The sequence below is a fragment of the Sphingobacterium sp. UBA3519 genome (assembly GCF_002377215.1).
In the GTDB taxonomy this organism is placed as follows: Bacteria; Bacteroidota; Bacteroidia; order Sphingobacteriales; family Sphingobacteriaceae; genus Sphingobacterium; species Sphingobacterium multivorum.
Genome location: NZ_DFPI01000028.1, coordinates 32,178 through 47,650 on the forward strand (window position 1 = coordinate 32,178; position 15,473 = coordinate 47,650).

Annotated in this window: 13 protein-coding genes; 8 read left to right on the top strand and 5 right to left on the bottom strand. The window is 37.5% G+C overall.

All coding sequences use genetic code 11. The annotated features are described in order from the left end of the window. Positions 1 to 29: 29 nt before the first annotated feature. The 3 genes from B3297_RS19120 to B3297_RS19130 are packed head-to-tail and all read right to left on the bottom strand — an operon-like array spanning position 30 to position 5,764. On the bottom strand, positions 30 to 1,442 hold the full coding sequence (locus tag B3297_RS19120; RefSeq protein ID WP_286779293.1) for an efflux transporter outer membrane subunit: 1,413 nt from the start codon (positions 1,440 to 1,442) through the stop codon (positions 30 to 32). Continuing rightward, positions 1,442 to 4,597, bottom strand: a complete 3,156-nt coding sequence (locus B3297_RS19125; RefSeq protein ID WP_286779294.1) for an efflux RND transporter permease subunit — start codon at positions 4,595 to 4,597, stop codon at positions 1,442 to 1,444. The genes B3297_RS19120 and B3297_RS19125 overlap by 1 nt, the downstream gene beginning before the upstream one ends. Positions 4,598 to 4,615: 18 nt before the next feature. Beyond that, the gene (locus tag B3297_RS19130) at positions 4,616 to 5,764 is read right to left on the bottom strand and encodes an efflux RND transporter periplasmic adaptor subunit (RefSeq protein WP_286779295.1); all 1,149 of its coding nucleotides are present in this window, start codon (positions 5,762 to 5,764) and stop codon (positions 4,616 to 4,618) included. A 336-nt stretch (positions 5,765 to 6,100) separates the two neighbouring features. Between B3297_RS19130 and B3297_RS19135 the strand changes: the two genes are divergently transcribed. From B3297_RS19135 to B3297_RS19155, 5 genes are all read left to right on the top strand, one after another. Continuing rightward, positions 6,101 to 6,676, top strand: coding sequence for a porin family protein (locus B3297_RS19135; RefSeq protein ID WP_286779296.1), 576 nt, complete (start codon positions 6,101 to 6,103; stop codon positions 6,674 to 6,676). An 81-nt stretch (positions 6,677 to 6,757) separates the two neighbouring features. Further along, entirely contained in the window at positions 6,758 to 7,567 is an 810-nt protein-coding gene (locus B3297_RS19140; protein WP_286779297.1) for a universal stress protein, read from the top strand. Positions 7,568 to 7,592: 25 nt separating this feature from the next. Continuing rightward, positions 7,593 to 8,108: a hypothetical protein gene (locus B3297_RS19145; RefSeq protein WP_286779298.1), complete on the top strand. Its 516-nt coding sequence runs from the start codon at positions 7,593 to 7,595 to the stop codon at positions 8,106 to 8,108. A gap of 364 nt (positions 8,109 to 8,472) precedes the next feature. Further along, a complete protein-coding gene (locus B3297_RS19150) occupies positions 8,473 to 9,234 on the top strand; it encodes an SDR family NAD(P)-dependent oxidoreductase (RefSeq protein ID WP_286779299.1) in 762 nt (253 codons plus the stop codon). A 245-nt stretch (positions 9,235 to 9,479) separates the two neighbouring features. Next, a complete protein-coding gene (locus B3297_RS19155) occupies positions 9,480 to 10,712 on the top strand; it encodes an IS256 family transposase (RefSeq protein ID WP_286779300.1) in 1,233 nt (410 codons plus the stop codon). 172 nt (positions 10,713 to 10,884) lie between these two features. Here B3297_RS19155 and B3297_RS19160 read toward each other — a convergent pair whose 3' ends face one another. Further along, complete coding sequence (locus B3297_RS19160) at positions 10,885 to 11,220, bottom strand: hypothetical protein (protein ID WP_286779301.1); 336 nt, start codon at positions 11,218 to 11,220, stop codon at positions 10,885 to 10,887. A 96-nt stretch (positions 11,221 to 11,316) separates the two neighbouring features. After that, positions 11,317 to 12,156 (bottom strand): AraC family transcriptional regulator, encoded by an 840-nt coding sequence (locus tag B3297_RS19165; RefSeq protein WP_286779302.1) that lies wholly within the window; start codon positions 12,154 to 12,156, stop codon positions 11,317 to 11,319. A gap of 133 nt (positions 12,157 to 12,289) precedes the next feature. Between B3297_RS19165 and aroE the strand changes: the two genes are divergently transcribed. From aroE to B3297_RS19180, 3 genes are all read left to right on the top strand, one after another. After that, positions 12,290 to 13,159 (top strand): shikimate dehydrogenase, encoded by an 870-nt coding sequence (gene aroE / locus B3297_RS19170; RefSeq protein WP_286779303.1) that lies wholly within the window; start codon positions 12,290 to 12,292, stop codon positions 13,157 to 13,159. Further along, positions 13,152 to 13,511, top strand: coding sequence for a VOC family protein (locus B3297_RS19175; RefSeq protein WP_286779304.1), 360 nt, complete (start codon positions 13,152 to 13,154; stop codon positions 13,509 to 13,511). Before aroE ends, B3297_RS19175 begins: the two co-directional genes overlap by 8 nt. A 467-nt stretch (positions 13,512 to 13,978) precedes the next feature. Continuing rightward, on the top strand, positions 13,979 to 15,409 hold the full coding sequence (locus B3297_RS19180; protein ID WP_286779305.1) for an L-serine ammonia-lyase: 1,431 nt from the start codon (positions 13,979 to 13,981) through the stop codon (positions 15,407 to 15,409). The last annotated feature ends 64 nt before the right edge of the window (positions 15,410 to 15,473 follow it).

The following is a 15,473-nucleotide window of genomic DNA, read 5'->3' on the forward strand; positions in this document are numbered from 1 at the left end:
TAGCCTCAATATATAATTAAATCACCTATTTAATTTATACCGCCACCTAAAGAACGATACAGTTCCATCGTTGCATCCATTTGTTCCTTCTGGATATTGACCGCTTCAAGATCATTTTGCAGCGCATTGTTTTGAGCTGTTATAACTTCAAGATAAGTAGCCATGGCACTCTTGTAAAGGAGCATAGCGTCCTTCACTGCTTTTTCAAGAGAGGCTTGCTTTAATCTTACCAATTCAGCCCGTTCATTTGCATATTGTCTTTTCGCCAAAGCATCCGAAACTTCTCCCACAGCAGTCATGACCGAAAGCCTGAACTGCTCTGCAGATTTTTCCTGCTCTAACTTAGCTACTTCATAATCCGTTTTTAGCTGCTTATTTTTAAAAATCGGCTGGGTTATGTTTCCAGCGATATTTTTTACTAATGATCCAGGTAGGTCAAACCAATTATTAAACTGAAATGAATTTGTACCGATCGAAGGAGTAAGCCGTAGCGAAGGATACATCTGTGCTTTTGCTATTCCAGTGTTCGCATTGGCTATCACTACGGCATATTCTGCCGCCTTTACATCAGGTCTTCTGCTCAGAACACCTGCTGGAATTCCCAGAGCAAACTGTTGTTCAAACATATCGGTCTCAAGCGTGGACGAGCGCTTTATGCCTTCTGGAAAGCTTCCACAAAGTATGCTGAGTGCATTTTCCTGTACCGCAATGTTTTGTTTGGTCAATGGAACCAAAAGTTCAGCTGTCTTCTTTTGGGCTTCCGCTTGTTCTACGGCCAATGAATTAACCTGGGCAGATTCAAACTGAAGCTTTATCATGGAGAGCGTGCTATCACTTAATAGAATATTACGGTTTGCCACTTTTAATTGCTGATCGAGGGTCACCAGGTTATAATAAGCCTGAGCAACTTGACTGATCAATCTGGTTTTTAAAGCAAGCATATTTTCCTTTTGCATGAAGAAATTAGCTTTCGCAGATTCTTTTTGCATCTTCACCTTTCCCCAGATATCTGCTTCCCAGGATACCGACAGGGTAGCGGTGTAGTCATCCATGTAACTTTTGCCCGTGATCTGTTCGCTTAAAGATCCATTAAGGGAAGTTTTCGATAAATAATTTCTTGCTGCTGAAACACTCAATTCCGCATTTGGAAGCAGACCGAGTTTTGCTTGCTTGTACGAAAGTTCCATCTGTTGGATATTCAGTAAAGCAACCGAAATATCTTTGTTTTTTTCCAGTGCGCGATCTATTAATAACGTCAAATTAGGATCCTTGAAAAATGTCTTCCAAGGTAAGCTCACGGTATCTCCAGTTAGCTGTACTGGTTGTCTATAGTTTTCCGGTGTGCTAATCTCCGGACGAGTATATTGTTTGCCTACAGAGCAGGAGGACAGCAAAGCTGCCAATCCTACGCTATAGATTATCTTGTTTCTTGAAAATATCATTATTCAATTGTTTGTGTTTTCTGAACTTTATTCTTACCTGAAATTTTTTCCTGGAGATATTGAAACGCCATATATAATAATGGAATAACAAAAATCCCAAAAATAACCCCAGTCAACATGCCTATTGCTGCGCCGGTACTGATAGATTTGTTACCTACTGCTGATCCTCCTGTAGCGACCATCAAAGGCACCATCCCCACGATAAAGGCAAGAGAAGTCATGATGATTGGACGGAGTCTGGATTTTGCGCCGTCAATTGCAGACTCCATAATGGAATACCCTGAGGCACGTCTTTGTACTGCAAACTCAACAATCAAGATTGCATTTTTCGCCAGCAATCCGATAAGCATGATAAGTCCTACCTGCACATAGATATTGTTGTCCAATCCAACAGCTTTAATAGACGCGAAAGCTCCTAAAATACCTGTTGGTATAGATAATAGAACGGCCAATGGAAGAAGATAGCTTTCGTATTGGGCGGCAAGCAAAAAGTATACAAAAAGAAGACATAGCGACAGAATGATCAAAGTTTGGTTACCAGCGGATTTTTCTTCAAGACTCAATCCAGTCCATTCATAGCCGAAGTCGGATGGTAATTTATCTAATACATTCTTTTCTAAGTTTTCCATAATTTCCCCATTACTGGCTCCTGGATTCGCGACCACACTAATCGTAAGTGCATTAAATAAGTTATATCTATTTAATGATTCTGGTCCGTACACTTTTTTCAGCTTTACAATAGATTTGACAGGAACCATCTGATTTTTATCATTGCGTACGAAAATCTCATTGAAGGCTTCTTCATCTGTTCTGAAAATGCCATCTGCTTTTACGTTTACACGATAAAACTTTCCAAAGCGTGTGAAATTCAAAGACTGATCCCCTGCAAAGTAGGTCTGTATCGCGTTCATCATTTCACTGACCTCTATTCCCATTTGCTGGGCTTTGTCTTCGTCCACTTCGAGCTCCAGTTGCGGAAAATCTGTGCGGAAGGTAGTGTATGCATATTGTACGCCGGGTTGCTGCATTATTTCCCCGATCACCTTGTCCGACATCGCTTTCAAGTTCTCTGCGGATTTACCGGTTTTGTCCTGCAGTACAATCTCGGCACCGCCTGTGACACCATATCCTTCAACTGGTGGGCTACGGAAAGCCATTACTGTTGCTTCTTTTACCGTAGCAAATTCTGCGGTTAACTGTTCCATTATTTGATCAATATCTTTCACTTCTCCACGATCTTTTTTGTCCTTGAATTTCACAAAGGCCATCCCATAGGCAGGGCTAGCACTATTGGAAAGGATGTTAAACCCCGTGATTATAGAACTGGATTTAACAGACTCGAATTTTGCCAGTATTTGATCCACTTTCTTTGCCGCAGCTGTAGTTCGGTCCAAAGCAGTTCCAGGAGGCATACTGATGCTAATAATGGCAAAACCATCATCTTCCATTGGAACAAAGCTTTTTGGTGTGCTGACCATCAGCCATCCAGCTACAGCAGTAACCACTACAATAAGACCGACACCTAGCCATTTTTTAGCGATTAAAAATTTCAGTCCCTTTATATATTTACCTGTAAGATTGTCAAAACCTGCATTGAACCCATTGAAGAAACGCTTTTTGAAACCTTGTTTTTCATTGGAATCATGATGCCCTTCAGCATGGTTGTTTTTAAGTAAAAGCGCACATAATGCAGGTGTCAGTGTAAGGGCATTGACAGCTGAAATAATAATGGCTATCGCTAAGGTATACGCAAACTGTTTATAAAATATACCAGCGGAGCCAGTCATAAAACCAATGGGAATAAACACCGCTGACATGACCAAGGTGATCGAAATTACAGCACCTGTAATTTCACCCATAGCGCTGTGAGTAGCCTCTTTTCCTGTCAAGTTCGTTCCTTCCATCTTACTATGCACAGCCTCGACGACGACAATTGCATCATCCACTACAATCCCTATCGCCAAAACAAGTGCAAATAGTGTTAATACATTTATGGTAAAGCCGAAAGCAAGAAGAAAGAAAAACGTCCCAACAATCGCTACAGGTACAGCTATGGCTGGAATAATTGTCGATCTAAAATCTTGTAGAAACAGGAACACGACGATGAATACAAGAATAAATGCTTCAATCAATGTCGATTTTACCTGTCCTGTGGCTTCATCAAGACGATCTTTTGTACTCATTAAACTAGAATACTCCACCCCCGGAGGAAAATTTTTCGAAGCCTTCAACAATACGTCCTTTATGCCGATTTCAATATCATTCGCATTTGAGCCAGTAGTCTGCAAAATTGCTACGGTTACCGAGTTTTTTTGATTTGTGGTCGAGTTTCCACTATAGTTTATAGATCCGAACTCAATTCGCGCAACGTCTTTTAGTCTTACCAATTGCGGACCATCTCTTTTGACTACGATATTTTCATATTCTTCTGGTAAATTCTTCTTACCCTTATAACGCATCACATACTCCAGCGGTGCGTGAGATTCTTCTCCAAGCTTACCTGGGGCTGCTTCGATACTTTGATTTCCTATTGCAGTACTTACATCTGAAGGAATTAAACCATAGGACGCCATTTTTTGAGGATTTAACCAAACGCGCATCGAATAGTCTTTTTGCCCGAAAACTTGCGCTTGACCTACTCCCGGAACACGTTTTATCTGTGGAATAACATTGATATTTACGTAATTCTGTAAAAACAATTCATCATATTTACTATTATCTTTTGTAGATACATTGAAAATCATGATCATGCTATTCTGCTGTTTGGAAGTGGTCAATCCCATTCTGATAACCTCTTGTGGAAGTATTGGCGTCGCTTGTTGTACTCTGTTTTGTACATTCACTGCTGCCTGATCAGGGTTTACCCCTTGTTTGAAAATTACAGAAATAGAGAATGATCCGTCATTACTTGCGGTGGATTTTATATATTGCATATTTTCCACCCCATTGATCTGTTCTTCAAGTGGAGTTACTACCGAGCGAATTACGGCTTCACTGTTACCACCAGGATAACTGCCCGACACCATAACAGTAGGCGGGGAGATATCAGGGAACCTAGTCACGGGTAAGGTGAGCAAACCTATGGCACCTAATATCAATAAAACCACCGAGATAACAGTGGCCATTACTGGTCTATCAATTATTTTTTTTAACATAAGATTCCTGAGTAAATTTTAATTATTTAATGAGTCCAAACTCACTAATTTTGGCGCTACTTTTACACCCTCTGTAAGTTGGTCTATTGCGTTTATAGCAATCTTATCTCCGGGTTTAACACCGTTCTTAACAATATAATTTGCGCCCGAACGCCCCTTTATTTCTATAGGTTTCATTTGAACAGTATTACTATCTGTCAAAGTGTATATGAAAAATTTGTCTTGTATATCTTTGACACTGGCCATTGGGACAACTAAAGCGTTATCTAGGCTTTTCGTCAACATCACCCTGGCAGTACCTCCAGATCTTAACACCTTATCTGGATTAGCAAAGACAGCTTTTAAAGCTATTGATCCCGTATTTCTATCAATATTTCCGCTTGCAATCTCTACCTTGCCTTTATGGGGATAACGATTACCATCTGCCATAATAATCTCAACGGTATTCATACCTTCATCTTGTTTTCTGGCATTTGTAAAATCAATAAATTCAGCTTCATTTAAATTGAAATAAACATAGACTTGATTTATTTCTGACAATGTCGTCATCGGATTTGTATCCGTCGGGCTAACCAAATTACCAATGCGACTAGGAATTCTGCCAATGTAACCACTCACAGGAGCTTTAATGACCGCAAAATCAGCGTTTATTTGCGAAGAATTTAGCGCAGATTTTGCCTGTTCCACTTGTGCTTTTGCTGAGTCATATTGTGCCTGTGCGGTTTGAAGTTGTAATTCCGACACAACCTTTCCCTGGACTAGGGGTTTTATTTTCTCCAATTCAATTAATGCGTTCGCCTGTGAGGCCATTGCAGCCTTTAGAGATGCCCGATTGTTATTTACTTGCTCATTAAAGACATCACTTTTGATTTTAAATAACGGTTGCCCTTTTTGCACATAATCACCTTCTTTTACATAAATTATATCTAAATAACCCGTTACTTGGGCTCTTATGTCAACATTTACTATTCCTTCGATCGTACCCGGATAGGATTGTACTATTGTTGAGGGAGACGCTTGCAATCCGATAAAATCGGTATTTATAGGTTGCTGCTCATAGCCCTGCTCCTGATTTTGTCCTCCACAAGAACTCAAAAATATGGCTATTGTTAATGTGGTTGCACATAATCTGATATTGTTCATTGCTTTGAATTTTTGCTTTACCATCTTTTTTATGATTAAAATTTCAGGCACAAATAACTATAGATTTTGATGAGCAAAAAAGCATTATGTGTCTGAAGCAGCAATAATCGCATCTGAAACGAAACCGTCTGTGACTGAAACAGCACGACACTATTTGGAAAATCATAATAGGAATTAACGGCCAGTTCAATGCAGTATTTCGCTTTCACATTCTCTGGCTTTCCGAATGTCTTACCGGGTTGCCGTTTCAGTATCCATACGTTGTAAGTTCAACCTCAAATTTAGCCGCTTGGGACAGTTTTTAGATTGCTTTAGCGCAAAGACCATATAGTTTTGTAGCAATCAAATAACATTAAGACAATGAAAATTAAAAGACTATTACTTGCAAGTGCACTGATCGGAATCGGTTTTTTCGGAAAAGCTCAACAGGTTGAAATTATTCCTAAAATTGGTGTGAATTTTTCGAAACAGAATATTGGTAATTTGGATGGAGAAAAAATGAGAACGCGAATTCAGAGCGGAGTGGGAGTTAAATTCAATACCAATATTCAGAATTTTTCAATTCAACCTGAATTGAATTATATTGGAAAAGGGACCAGATTAAAAAATGGGAACGTTAAAACTGATTTAGATCTCAATTATTTGGAATTACCTGTTTTGGCGAAATACTCCTTTGGCCCCGTGTACGTAAATGCTGGACCTTCAATAGGTCTTTTGATGGATAAGGAATCAAAAGTCATCAAGAATTACGGGGAAAAACTAAAAAAACTTGATTTCGGTCTTCAGATGGGGGCTGGGGTAGCTGTGCCATTAGGGATGGGAAAAGTTATTGTTGATGCTCGATACAATTTAGGACTAAGCGATTTAGGTAAACAGACATCTATTAAAAATAGGGGGATTATGGCCTCAATTGGTTACGCAATTCCTTTAAAATAAAATAAGTTCCTTTACTCTCATTCCGGTGTTTTTATAGCACCGGATGCTTTTTATTAGCCTAATTTTACAAATGTTTATAATATGCAAACAGTAATAGTTGCAACAAACTTTTCCAAGGCTTCACACAACGCGATGCGATTTGTAGCCGAAGCCTTAAAAGGTAAAGAATTCCGCGTTGTACTTTTTAATTTCTTTTCAGTATCTGTCCATACCCTTAATGCACGGCTTTCGGTCGATGAAATAGACCGGATAGCCAAGATCCGAGTGGACCAGTTAACAAGTGTGGCCAATAGTCTAATGAAAGATTATGGTATCGAAGTAATTACTTATTCTGCATCAGGTTTGTTTTTGGAGGAACTTAACAATTGCAAGGTCCGTTACGGTGCTGAGATGATCGTAACTGGAATGGCTGATAAAAGCATGATACAGGACATTATGGGAAATACAACATCTTTGCTTATCAACCGTCTTAAATGTCCGATTTTAAGTATTCCTATTCATGCTAAATATAACGGTATCAAAACTATTTTGTTTGCATGCGATATTTTAAGAGGTGTACATCAACAAGTTTTACAAAACGTTCGAAAATTTGCTTTATCATTCGATGCTCAGGTAGAGATATTTCATGTGCGAAAGTCAGCCGAAGAAATTCTTGTACCCTATATGATGGAAGGTATTAAACAGAATTTCTTGGATTTAAATCATACCTATAAAGATGTTTATGCAGACGTTATTGTAAAAGCTATTGAACAAGAAATAGAGAAATTGAATGCAGATATCCTGATTATGGTACCTTATCGCTATGGCTTTTGGAATTCCGTTATTCACAGGAGTAAAACAAAAGAGATGGCTAGCTCAAGCAAAATTCCTCTTTTATCAATTAGTCTTTAATCGCTCAAAAACTGAATATAATATCATGAAAATTGCGGATTTTGTATACGATTCTATTTCAGATGCTAAAGTGGTTTTAGAGAGAGTTGGGTTCAGGCATGTGAAAATTATTGATTTTAATATTCCCAGAGATAAAATCTATCGTTACTTCAATAACTTGTCCGGACTTTTAGAACTTGTCTTGCGTGATGAGATTGAGAGATGTTACCGCTATATAGACCAAATGACGCTTCATGCTCCTATTCAAGAAAAGCCGCTTATTAGCTTGTACAGATACCGATCTCAATATATAGAAAGGACGAAATTATTAAAGACTTTCTACAGAGATAGGCAATATCTCCCTGCTAAGTTAAAAGGTTTAAAAAAGGAAATAGAAGGAATGGAAAAAATAAAACGTTTAAACTATTTAGTTAATTCAGAAAAACAAAGAATAAATGGAAGACTAAATAATAGAAATGGATTTTTAATGTCCATACTTTTTGAAATTTATGTAATAAAAAATGGGTCTTCTTTGATGCGCTCAAGTAATTTTATGTTTTAATTTCTTTTAAATCCGATTAATTTTTCGATGCCATATATATTAGTTTTTTCTGTCTGTAAAAAATTACTGGTTAGAAGAGAGGAAATTCTCAATTATCTAAAGCAGTACATAGCCGAGATTGAATTACTTTCTTTTGAACTGGACGATAAGAGTTTTAAAATGATAATAAAAACTAAAAAATGTGAAGACATCGTTATCCAGCGATTAGTTCTAGCTAAAGGTTTAAAGATGGATATAGTTTCATGTGATAAAATCATAAAGCTTTAAAATGACTGGTCTAATACATGTTATTCTTATAAACTTAACTTTTGAAATAAGTTAGACATTATATATAATTCTATAAACAATTAAAATAATCTTAAAAATGAGTAATTTAAAAAGATTTGACGACAAGGTCGCAATTATTACAGGTGCTGGTTCGGGAATGGGACGATCATGTGCAATTAGGCTTTCCGAAGAAGGGGCTAGGGTTATAGCAGTGGATGTTAATGAAGAAGGACTTGAAGAGACGTGTCGTTTGGCGGGAAGCAAATCTTGGTTTCTTAAGGCTTCTGTAAGTGAGGAGCTGGAGGTAAAAAACATGGTAAAAACGGTAGTTGCCAAAGAAGGAAAAATAGATGTTCTAATTAATATGGCAGGTATCTTAAGATCTTCAGTGACAACAGAGACTACCATTGAGCAATTTATGCTACCTATACAAGTGAATTTATTAGGAACTTTTTTGACCATACGTGAGACAATACCTCATTTATTAAAAACTCAAGGAAATATTGTCAATGCGGCTTCAACATCGGCTTTTTTTGGTCATCCATATATGCCAGGTTATTCTGCAAGTAAAGGTGGTGTGGTTGCAATGACCAAAGCATTAGCTTGGGAATACCTTAAGCAAGGGGTGAGAATAAATGCAGTAGCTCCAGGGGGGATAGCCACAGGAATGACAAACAATAACCCTTTGGAAAATTTAGGTGAAAATGTTGACTATACATTATTAGAACACCTAGGCCGAATGGGAATGTCTATGGGCAAACCAGAAGATGTTGCTGGGGTGGTCGCTATGCTGGCTTCCGAGGATGGAAATTTCTGTACAGGGGAGATTATTAAAATTGATGGTGGTAATCATAATTAATAATATTGTTTTTTGAGTGTAGTTATAAAAGGATATCGGTTTTTGATTGAGAGATAGTTTCGATTAAAAGCCCTAAGTTTTTGATTACCGATACAATGTTAGGAATTAAATCAATTCGGTTTTCATAGTTTAAACTAAATAATTTAGTCGTCATTTTTGGATTTTTCATGAGACTGTAACGTAAACTGTGTCAGAGGAATAATTAAATAAGATTATTTATATTCAATTATTCAAACGACACGGTCATGAAAGAAAAAGACCCATTCGACTTTGAACGCTTCAAGGCAGAAGCTATGCAAGGTCTTTACGAAGGTAAAAGTTTATCTCCCAATGATGGCGTCCTAGCGCCGTTAATGAAGCATCTGTTGGAATCGATGATGGATGGAGAACTGGAAAACCACTTGAACGAAGAGAAAGCTTCGGGCAATAGCAATCGTCGAAATGGCAAGACAAAAAAGACAGTCCGAGGTCTCAATACCGGAACTTTTGAGCTGGAGACAGGCCGGGATAGATCGGGAACGTTCGAGCCTAAAGTAGTACCTAAGAGACAATTAATCATCACTGAACAGCTTGAGGGCCATGTGTTGAGCATGTATGCCAAAGGAATGAGCACACGGGCGATAAGCGAGTTTATACGCGAAATGTATGCAATGGAGATCTCTGCCACAGAAATATCGCGTATTACAGAAAGCGTGCTTCCAGCGGTAAATGAGTGGCGTAGCAGGCCTCTTGAAGCTGTTTATCCCTTTGTATTCCTAGACTGCATGCACATCAAGGTTCGCCAGAATGGAACTGTTGAATCGAGGGCCATCTATAATATCCTGGGAGTTGGTATGGATGGTAGAAAAGATCTGATCATTCTTTATAGCTCAGAAAATGAGGGAGCTAAGTTCTGGCTTTCAGTTCTTACAGATTTAAAGCAACGTGGCGTTGAAGACATCCTTATTGCTTGTATTGATGGTCTAAAAGGGTTCCCTGAGGCCATAGAAGCTATTTTTCCAAAAACAAAGATCCAGTTGTGTATTGTTCACCAGATCAGAACAAGTATGCGTTACGTAACCGAAAAAGACAAGAAGCTTGTCATGGAGGATCTAAAACCGGTCTATAAGGCTGTGAACGAAGAAATGGGATATGAAAACCTACTGTCTTTTGAAGAAAAATGGGGCAAGAAATACCCACTTGCTGCCAAATCCTGGATGGATAACTGGACCAATCTTTCTACTTTCTTTGAATACGAGGATCAGGTTCGCAAGATTATATACACCACAAATCCGATCGAGGGAATGCACCGTCAGATACGAAAAATTATTAAATCTAAAGGAGCTTTCAGCTCTGAACAGGCGCTCATGAAATTGATGTATTTAATTATTAAAGATATTGCAAAAAAATGGACGATGCCAATGCATAACTGGGGCTTGACCATATCCCAACTTTATATTAGATTTGGGGATAGACTCAAATTAGAAAGAGGTTTTTAAGATTTTAATCCAATGACACAGTTTGAGTTACACTCCCACAATTGTTGAATAAATAATATTGATTATATAAGCGAACAGCAATTCAATTTTGAATAGCTGTTCGCTTTTTATGATTGTTTCTAGATTTCGTTTAAGTCCTTTAACTTTTTAAGTAGACATAGATATTGAATTTCTATTTTTGGATTGTGTTTATTTGATCTTTTGATACACTTATAACTCCATTGAGCTTTTTAAAATGTTCAATAGCTTCATCCACAGATTTATCAGTCGGAATTTTCAAAGCCATTCCGTTTGTTGTGCCATATCTATACAAAATTTCAGCTCCATATTCTTTTACTTCCTTTTCTACATTTTCCATAATCATTTGATCTTTTGATAGAAAGAGAATAATAGTTTTATTTAAATTTTTATCACCTTTAAGGTCTAATCTAGTTGATTTTGCTGTCTTGCATTGTGTAAATGAAGATACTAGAATTATCATTACTCCTAAAAAAAATAATTTTTGCATTTTTAAAAAGTTTGAATCTATCTCTGATGTGCAAAAACCGTACTAAATATGATTTTTCACAAAAGTCCTTGCTACAGAAGCACGTACAATTCTAATTTATTTTACTTTAATGCGAAACTCTTTAGGCCCAATCCCTTTATGGGTTTTAAAGAATTTATTCAAGTGGCTTTCATCATTAAACCCGAACTCGTTAGCTATTTGCGAAAGAGTTATTGAAGGCATCCGCAGGCGTTTTTCAATAATTTTCAGCCTGTAATCATTGGTATAATTACGATAACTTATCTCAAATTTCTTCTTGAAATAATCGCTGAAATAGGTTGGCGAAATAGCGAAATGGGCTGCGATGCTTTTGATCTGAATCATTGAAGGCTGATAAATATGCTGATGGATGTAAGAGATCAGTTCTTCCTTTTCAGGTTGCCCTTTGTCAATACGTATGTTCAATTTAGCAGCAGCCTCTTTTATCAGCCCGAATATAGAAAGTATCTGATAAAACATTAACGGAGACTGGGAAATCTCCTTTTTGCAGTTGTAAGCTACGATGTTTTCTACTGTATTTTTCAAAATAGAGATACATGGTTCATCCATTTTTAACTTCACTTCTTTTAATAACTTATTCCGCATTATTTTTTCAGGTGTCAGTGAAATGAATGCGTCTGCTTCATAGTAAATTTTATGGGCCGAAAAATAATCATCCGTAAATTTTATAAACGTAAAACGAGTGCTTCTGGCTATTTCGAAATAATGTTCGTCTTCCGGAGAAATGATAAACAGATCCCCACTTTTATAAGGAAGGCTACTTCTGTTTAGCAGATGGATCCCTTTACCTTTATGTATATATACAAGTTCGTAATATGTATGGCTGTGGACAGGCAGGTGAAAGGCCTTCTCCTCAAAGTTATGGATTACAAGGGATTCGAACTGTATTTTTTTCATGTCAATAATTATATATACGGTAAAAGTACAAAAAAGACCTATTAATGTACTGTTTTTTGAGATTGAATTTTGAGGAAATTTGTATGAAGCAAATAAAGTTGTCTTCCAAATAAATTAATATTATTAATAAACAATGTCTGAAAAAACTGATTTTCTTCCGATTTTAACGGGTTCTTTTGCAGAACCTGCAGCCGAAAACCCTACCGTGGCAATGGTAGAAGCCGCATATAGGTATCATGGTTTACATTTTCGATATATCAACTGCGAAGTAGCTCCAGAAAATTTGAAAGCAGCGGTAGATGGAGCAAAGGCAATGGGTTGGATGGGCTTCAACTGTTCCATCCCGCATAAAGTTGCTATTATTCCATATCTCGACGGTCTGGGTACTTCGGCAAAGCTTATTGGCGCAGTCAATACAATTGTGAGGCGCAATGACCAATGGATTGGTGAAAATACGGATGGTAAAGGTTTTGTTCAGGCACTGAAAGAAGTAGTTAACCCAGCAGGAAGGAAGATTACGATTTTTGGTGCTGGTGGAGCGGCAAGGGCGGTAGGGGTTGAATTGGCATTGGCAGGCGCAGAAAGAATCCTCATCGTGAACCGGGGAAAAGAACGAGGAAAAGAGGTTGTTGCATTGCTCAACGGTTGTACCGAAGCCAACGCTGCTTATCATCCCTGGATGGAAGGATACAGCATTGAGGCAGATACCGATATCGTAATCAATGCCACAAGTATCGGGCTTTTCCCAAATGTAGACGAGCAATTGGCAATTAATTTTGCGAGTATCACGGCTAATATGGTTGTAGCTGACGGCATCCATAATCCTCCGCAAACACATCTGTTGAAAACTGCTGCTGCTAAAGGGTGTAAAACGGTAGATGGTTTGAAGATGCTCGTTAACCAGGGCGTTATCGGAATAAAGTATTGGACAGATGTGGATGTAAATAAGGAAATAATGCACCGAGCATTAAATGAAGTTTTAAATACATTGAAACATGATTGATTTTAAACGGCTTGACCACGTGCTTATAACCATTCCGCCAGGAAGCAAAAAGGCTGCACGGGAATTTTATATGGGTGTACTATACCTGAAAGAAATCACTGGCGACCACGCACGTGGCGCGATCTGGTTTGAAATAGGCAATATACAGTTACATATCAGGGAGGAAAATGGACACAAAACCAATTCTGACCGGCATCCCGCCTTTGTAGTGGATGACTCTCTTTCTGCCAAAGAATTCCTGAAAAGACAAGGTATTGAAATCAGTTATTCCTCAGAAATAGAAGGAAGGGAAAGGTGTTTCTTTCGTGATCCTTTTGGCAACAGATTCGAACTGATAGAATATAAAAAGTAAGCTTATGAAGCAAATTATGAAAATGGTAGGCATTGCCCTATTGGAGATTTCGGAGATTGAGACCATGCGATTCCGAGGAAAATTGACCACTATTAACATGACTATAAAAAGTGGGTAAAATGGATTTCACGATTTTCAGCATAATATTTAAATGGTCAAAATTGTCCGTATTAACTGGTCACTGATTTTCGAATTCGGATGGTCAAGGGTATCAAAATCTCCATTCAGATAAAATAATAACGGATTCAATGAATCAATAGAAATTATGGCTATGTTGTATTTTTTATAGGTTATTCTGAAAATTAACTGGTTTTTGGATTGGATTTTATAAAAATTATTGTTATTACTTTATATCATTGATTTTTTTCTTGTTTGTGATCATATTTGTTGTGTTTTTTTTCGGTTTGATTATTTTGATAAAATAACCGGAAATACCATCAATTAAATTATAACCTAATGAAAAAAATATGAGATCACAAGAGACAATTTCCATTTTTGATATGTTTAAAATTGGAATAGGCCCCTCAAGTTCACATACTCTTGGTCCCTGGAGAGCTGCAGAACTATATTTAGCTAGTTTAAAATTAAAAACAGATGTCGGACAAGTTGAGCGAATTGAAATATTTCTTTATGGCTCTTTAGCTAAAACTGGAATAGGTCACGGAACAGATATTGCCGTTTTATTGGGGTTGTCAGGTTTTGATCCGGTAACTTTTGATACAAATAAAGTTTTTAAAGAATATGAAAGGATAAAAGAAAATGGAATATTGTATCTCGCTGAATTTGGTGAACTAAAGTTTAGTTATAAAAATGACATTCATTTTTGTTATGAAGTGGCTTTGCCATTTCATCCAAATGGTATGACATTTTGCGCATTTTATTCGAAAGGATCAGTACATTCAGAAACATATTATTCGATTGGCGGCGGCTTTGTCGTTCAGGAAAATCAAATAAAATCGAAGAAACAAGATGTCAATTTGCCTTACCCAATTCAGAATGGAGCTGACATTATTAATTACACTGATCAAATGATGATAAAAATATCTGATCTTGTTTTTTTTAATGAAGAATCTTGGCGTTGTAAGGAAGAGACTTATAAAGGTTTAAATAATATTTTTACAGTATTTTCATCCTCTATATATACAGGTTGTCATAGATTTGGTTGCCTTCCAGGAGGGCTAGATGTTGAACGGAGAGCAGGAAAGTTAAATCTCAAGCTTTTAAAAGGGCGATTTTATGATGGATACGAGAGTTGGTTACTAGCTATAAAAGATGGGGGAGAGTCTTTTGAATATATTATGGATTGGGTTAGTTGTTTTGCAATTGCTGTAAATGAACAAAATGCATCTTTCGGAAGAGTAGTAACTTCTCCAACAAACGGTTCAGCAGGAGTTATTCCGGCGGTCTATTTTTATTTGATGATATTTAAAGGGAAATATGATTCGGAGACTTTATATCGTTTTTTAGCGACAGCGTCGGAAATAGGGTCAATTTTTAAAAAAGGGGCCACTATTTCAGCAGCAATGGGGGGGGGCCAAGCGGAGATAGGCGTATCCTCTGCTATGGCTGCCGCCGCACTGACAGAAAGCTTGGGTGGAACAGTTAAGCAATCTATTATGGCTGCTGAAATTGCAATGGAACACCATCTAGGTTTAACATGTGATCCAATTGCAGGACTTGTGCAGATTCCGTGTATTGAGAGAAATTCGATGGGGGCCATCAAAGCAATTCTAGCAAGTCAGCTTGCATTAAATTCTGATCCATCAAAGGCGAAAGTTAGTTTAGATGCAGTAATATCTACGATGTGGGAGACTGCTTTGGATATGAATGTAAAATATAAAGAGACTTCTGACGGAGGCCTAGCGCTTAAGGTTCCAATTAATGTGACTGATTGTTAAAAAGAATTAATCCACTTCTCCAAAATGATATCAGTGAAAAGTTATTTATTTATTGTATTGTAGG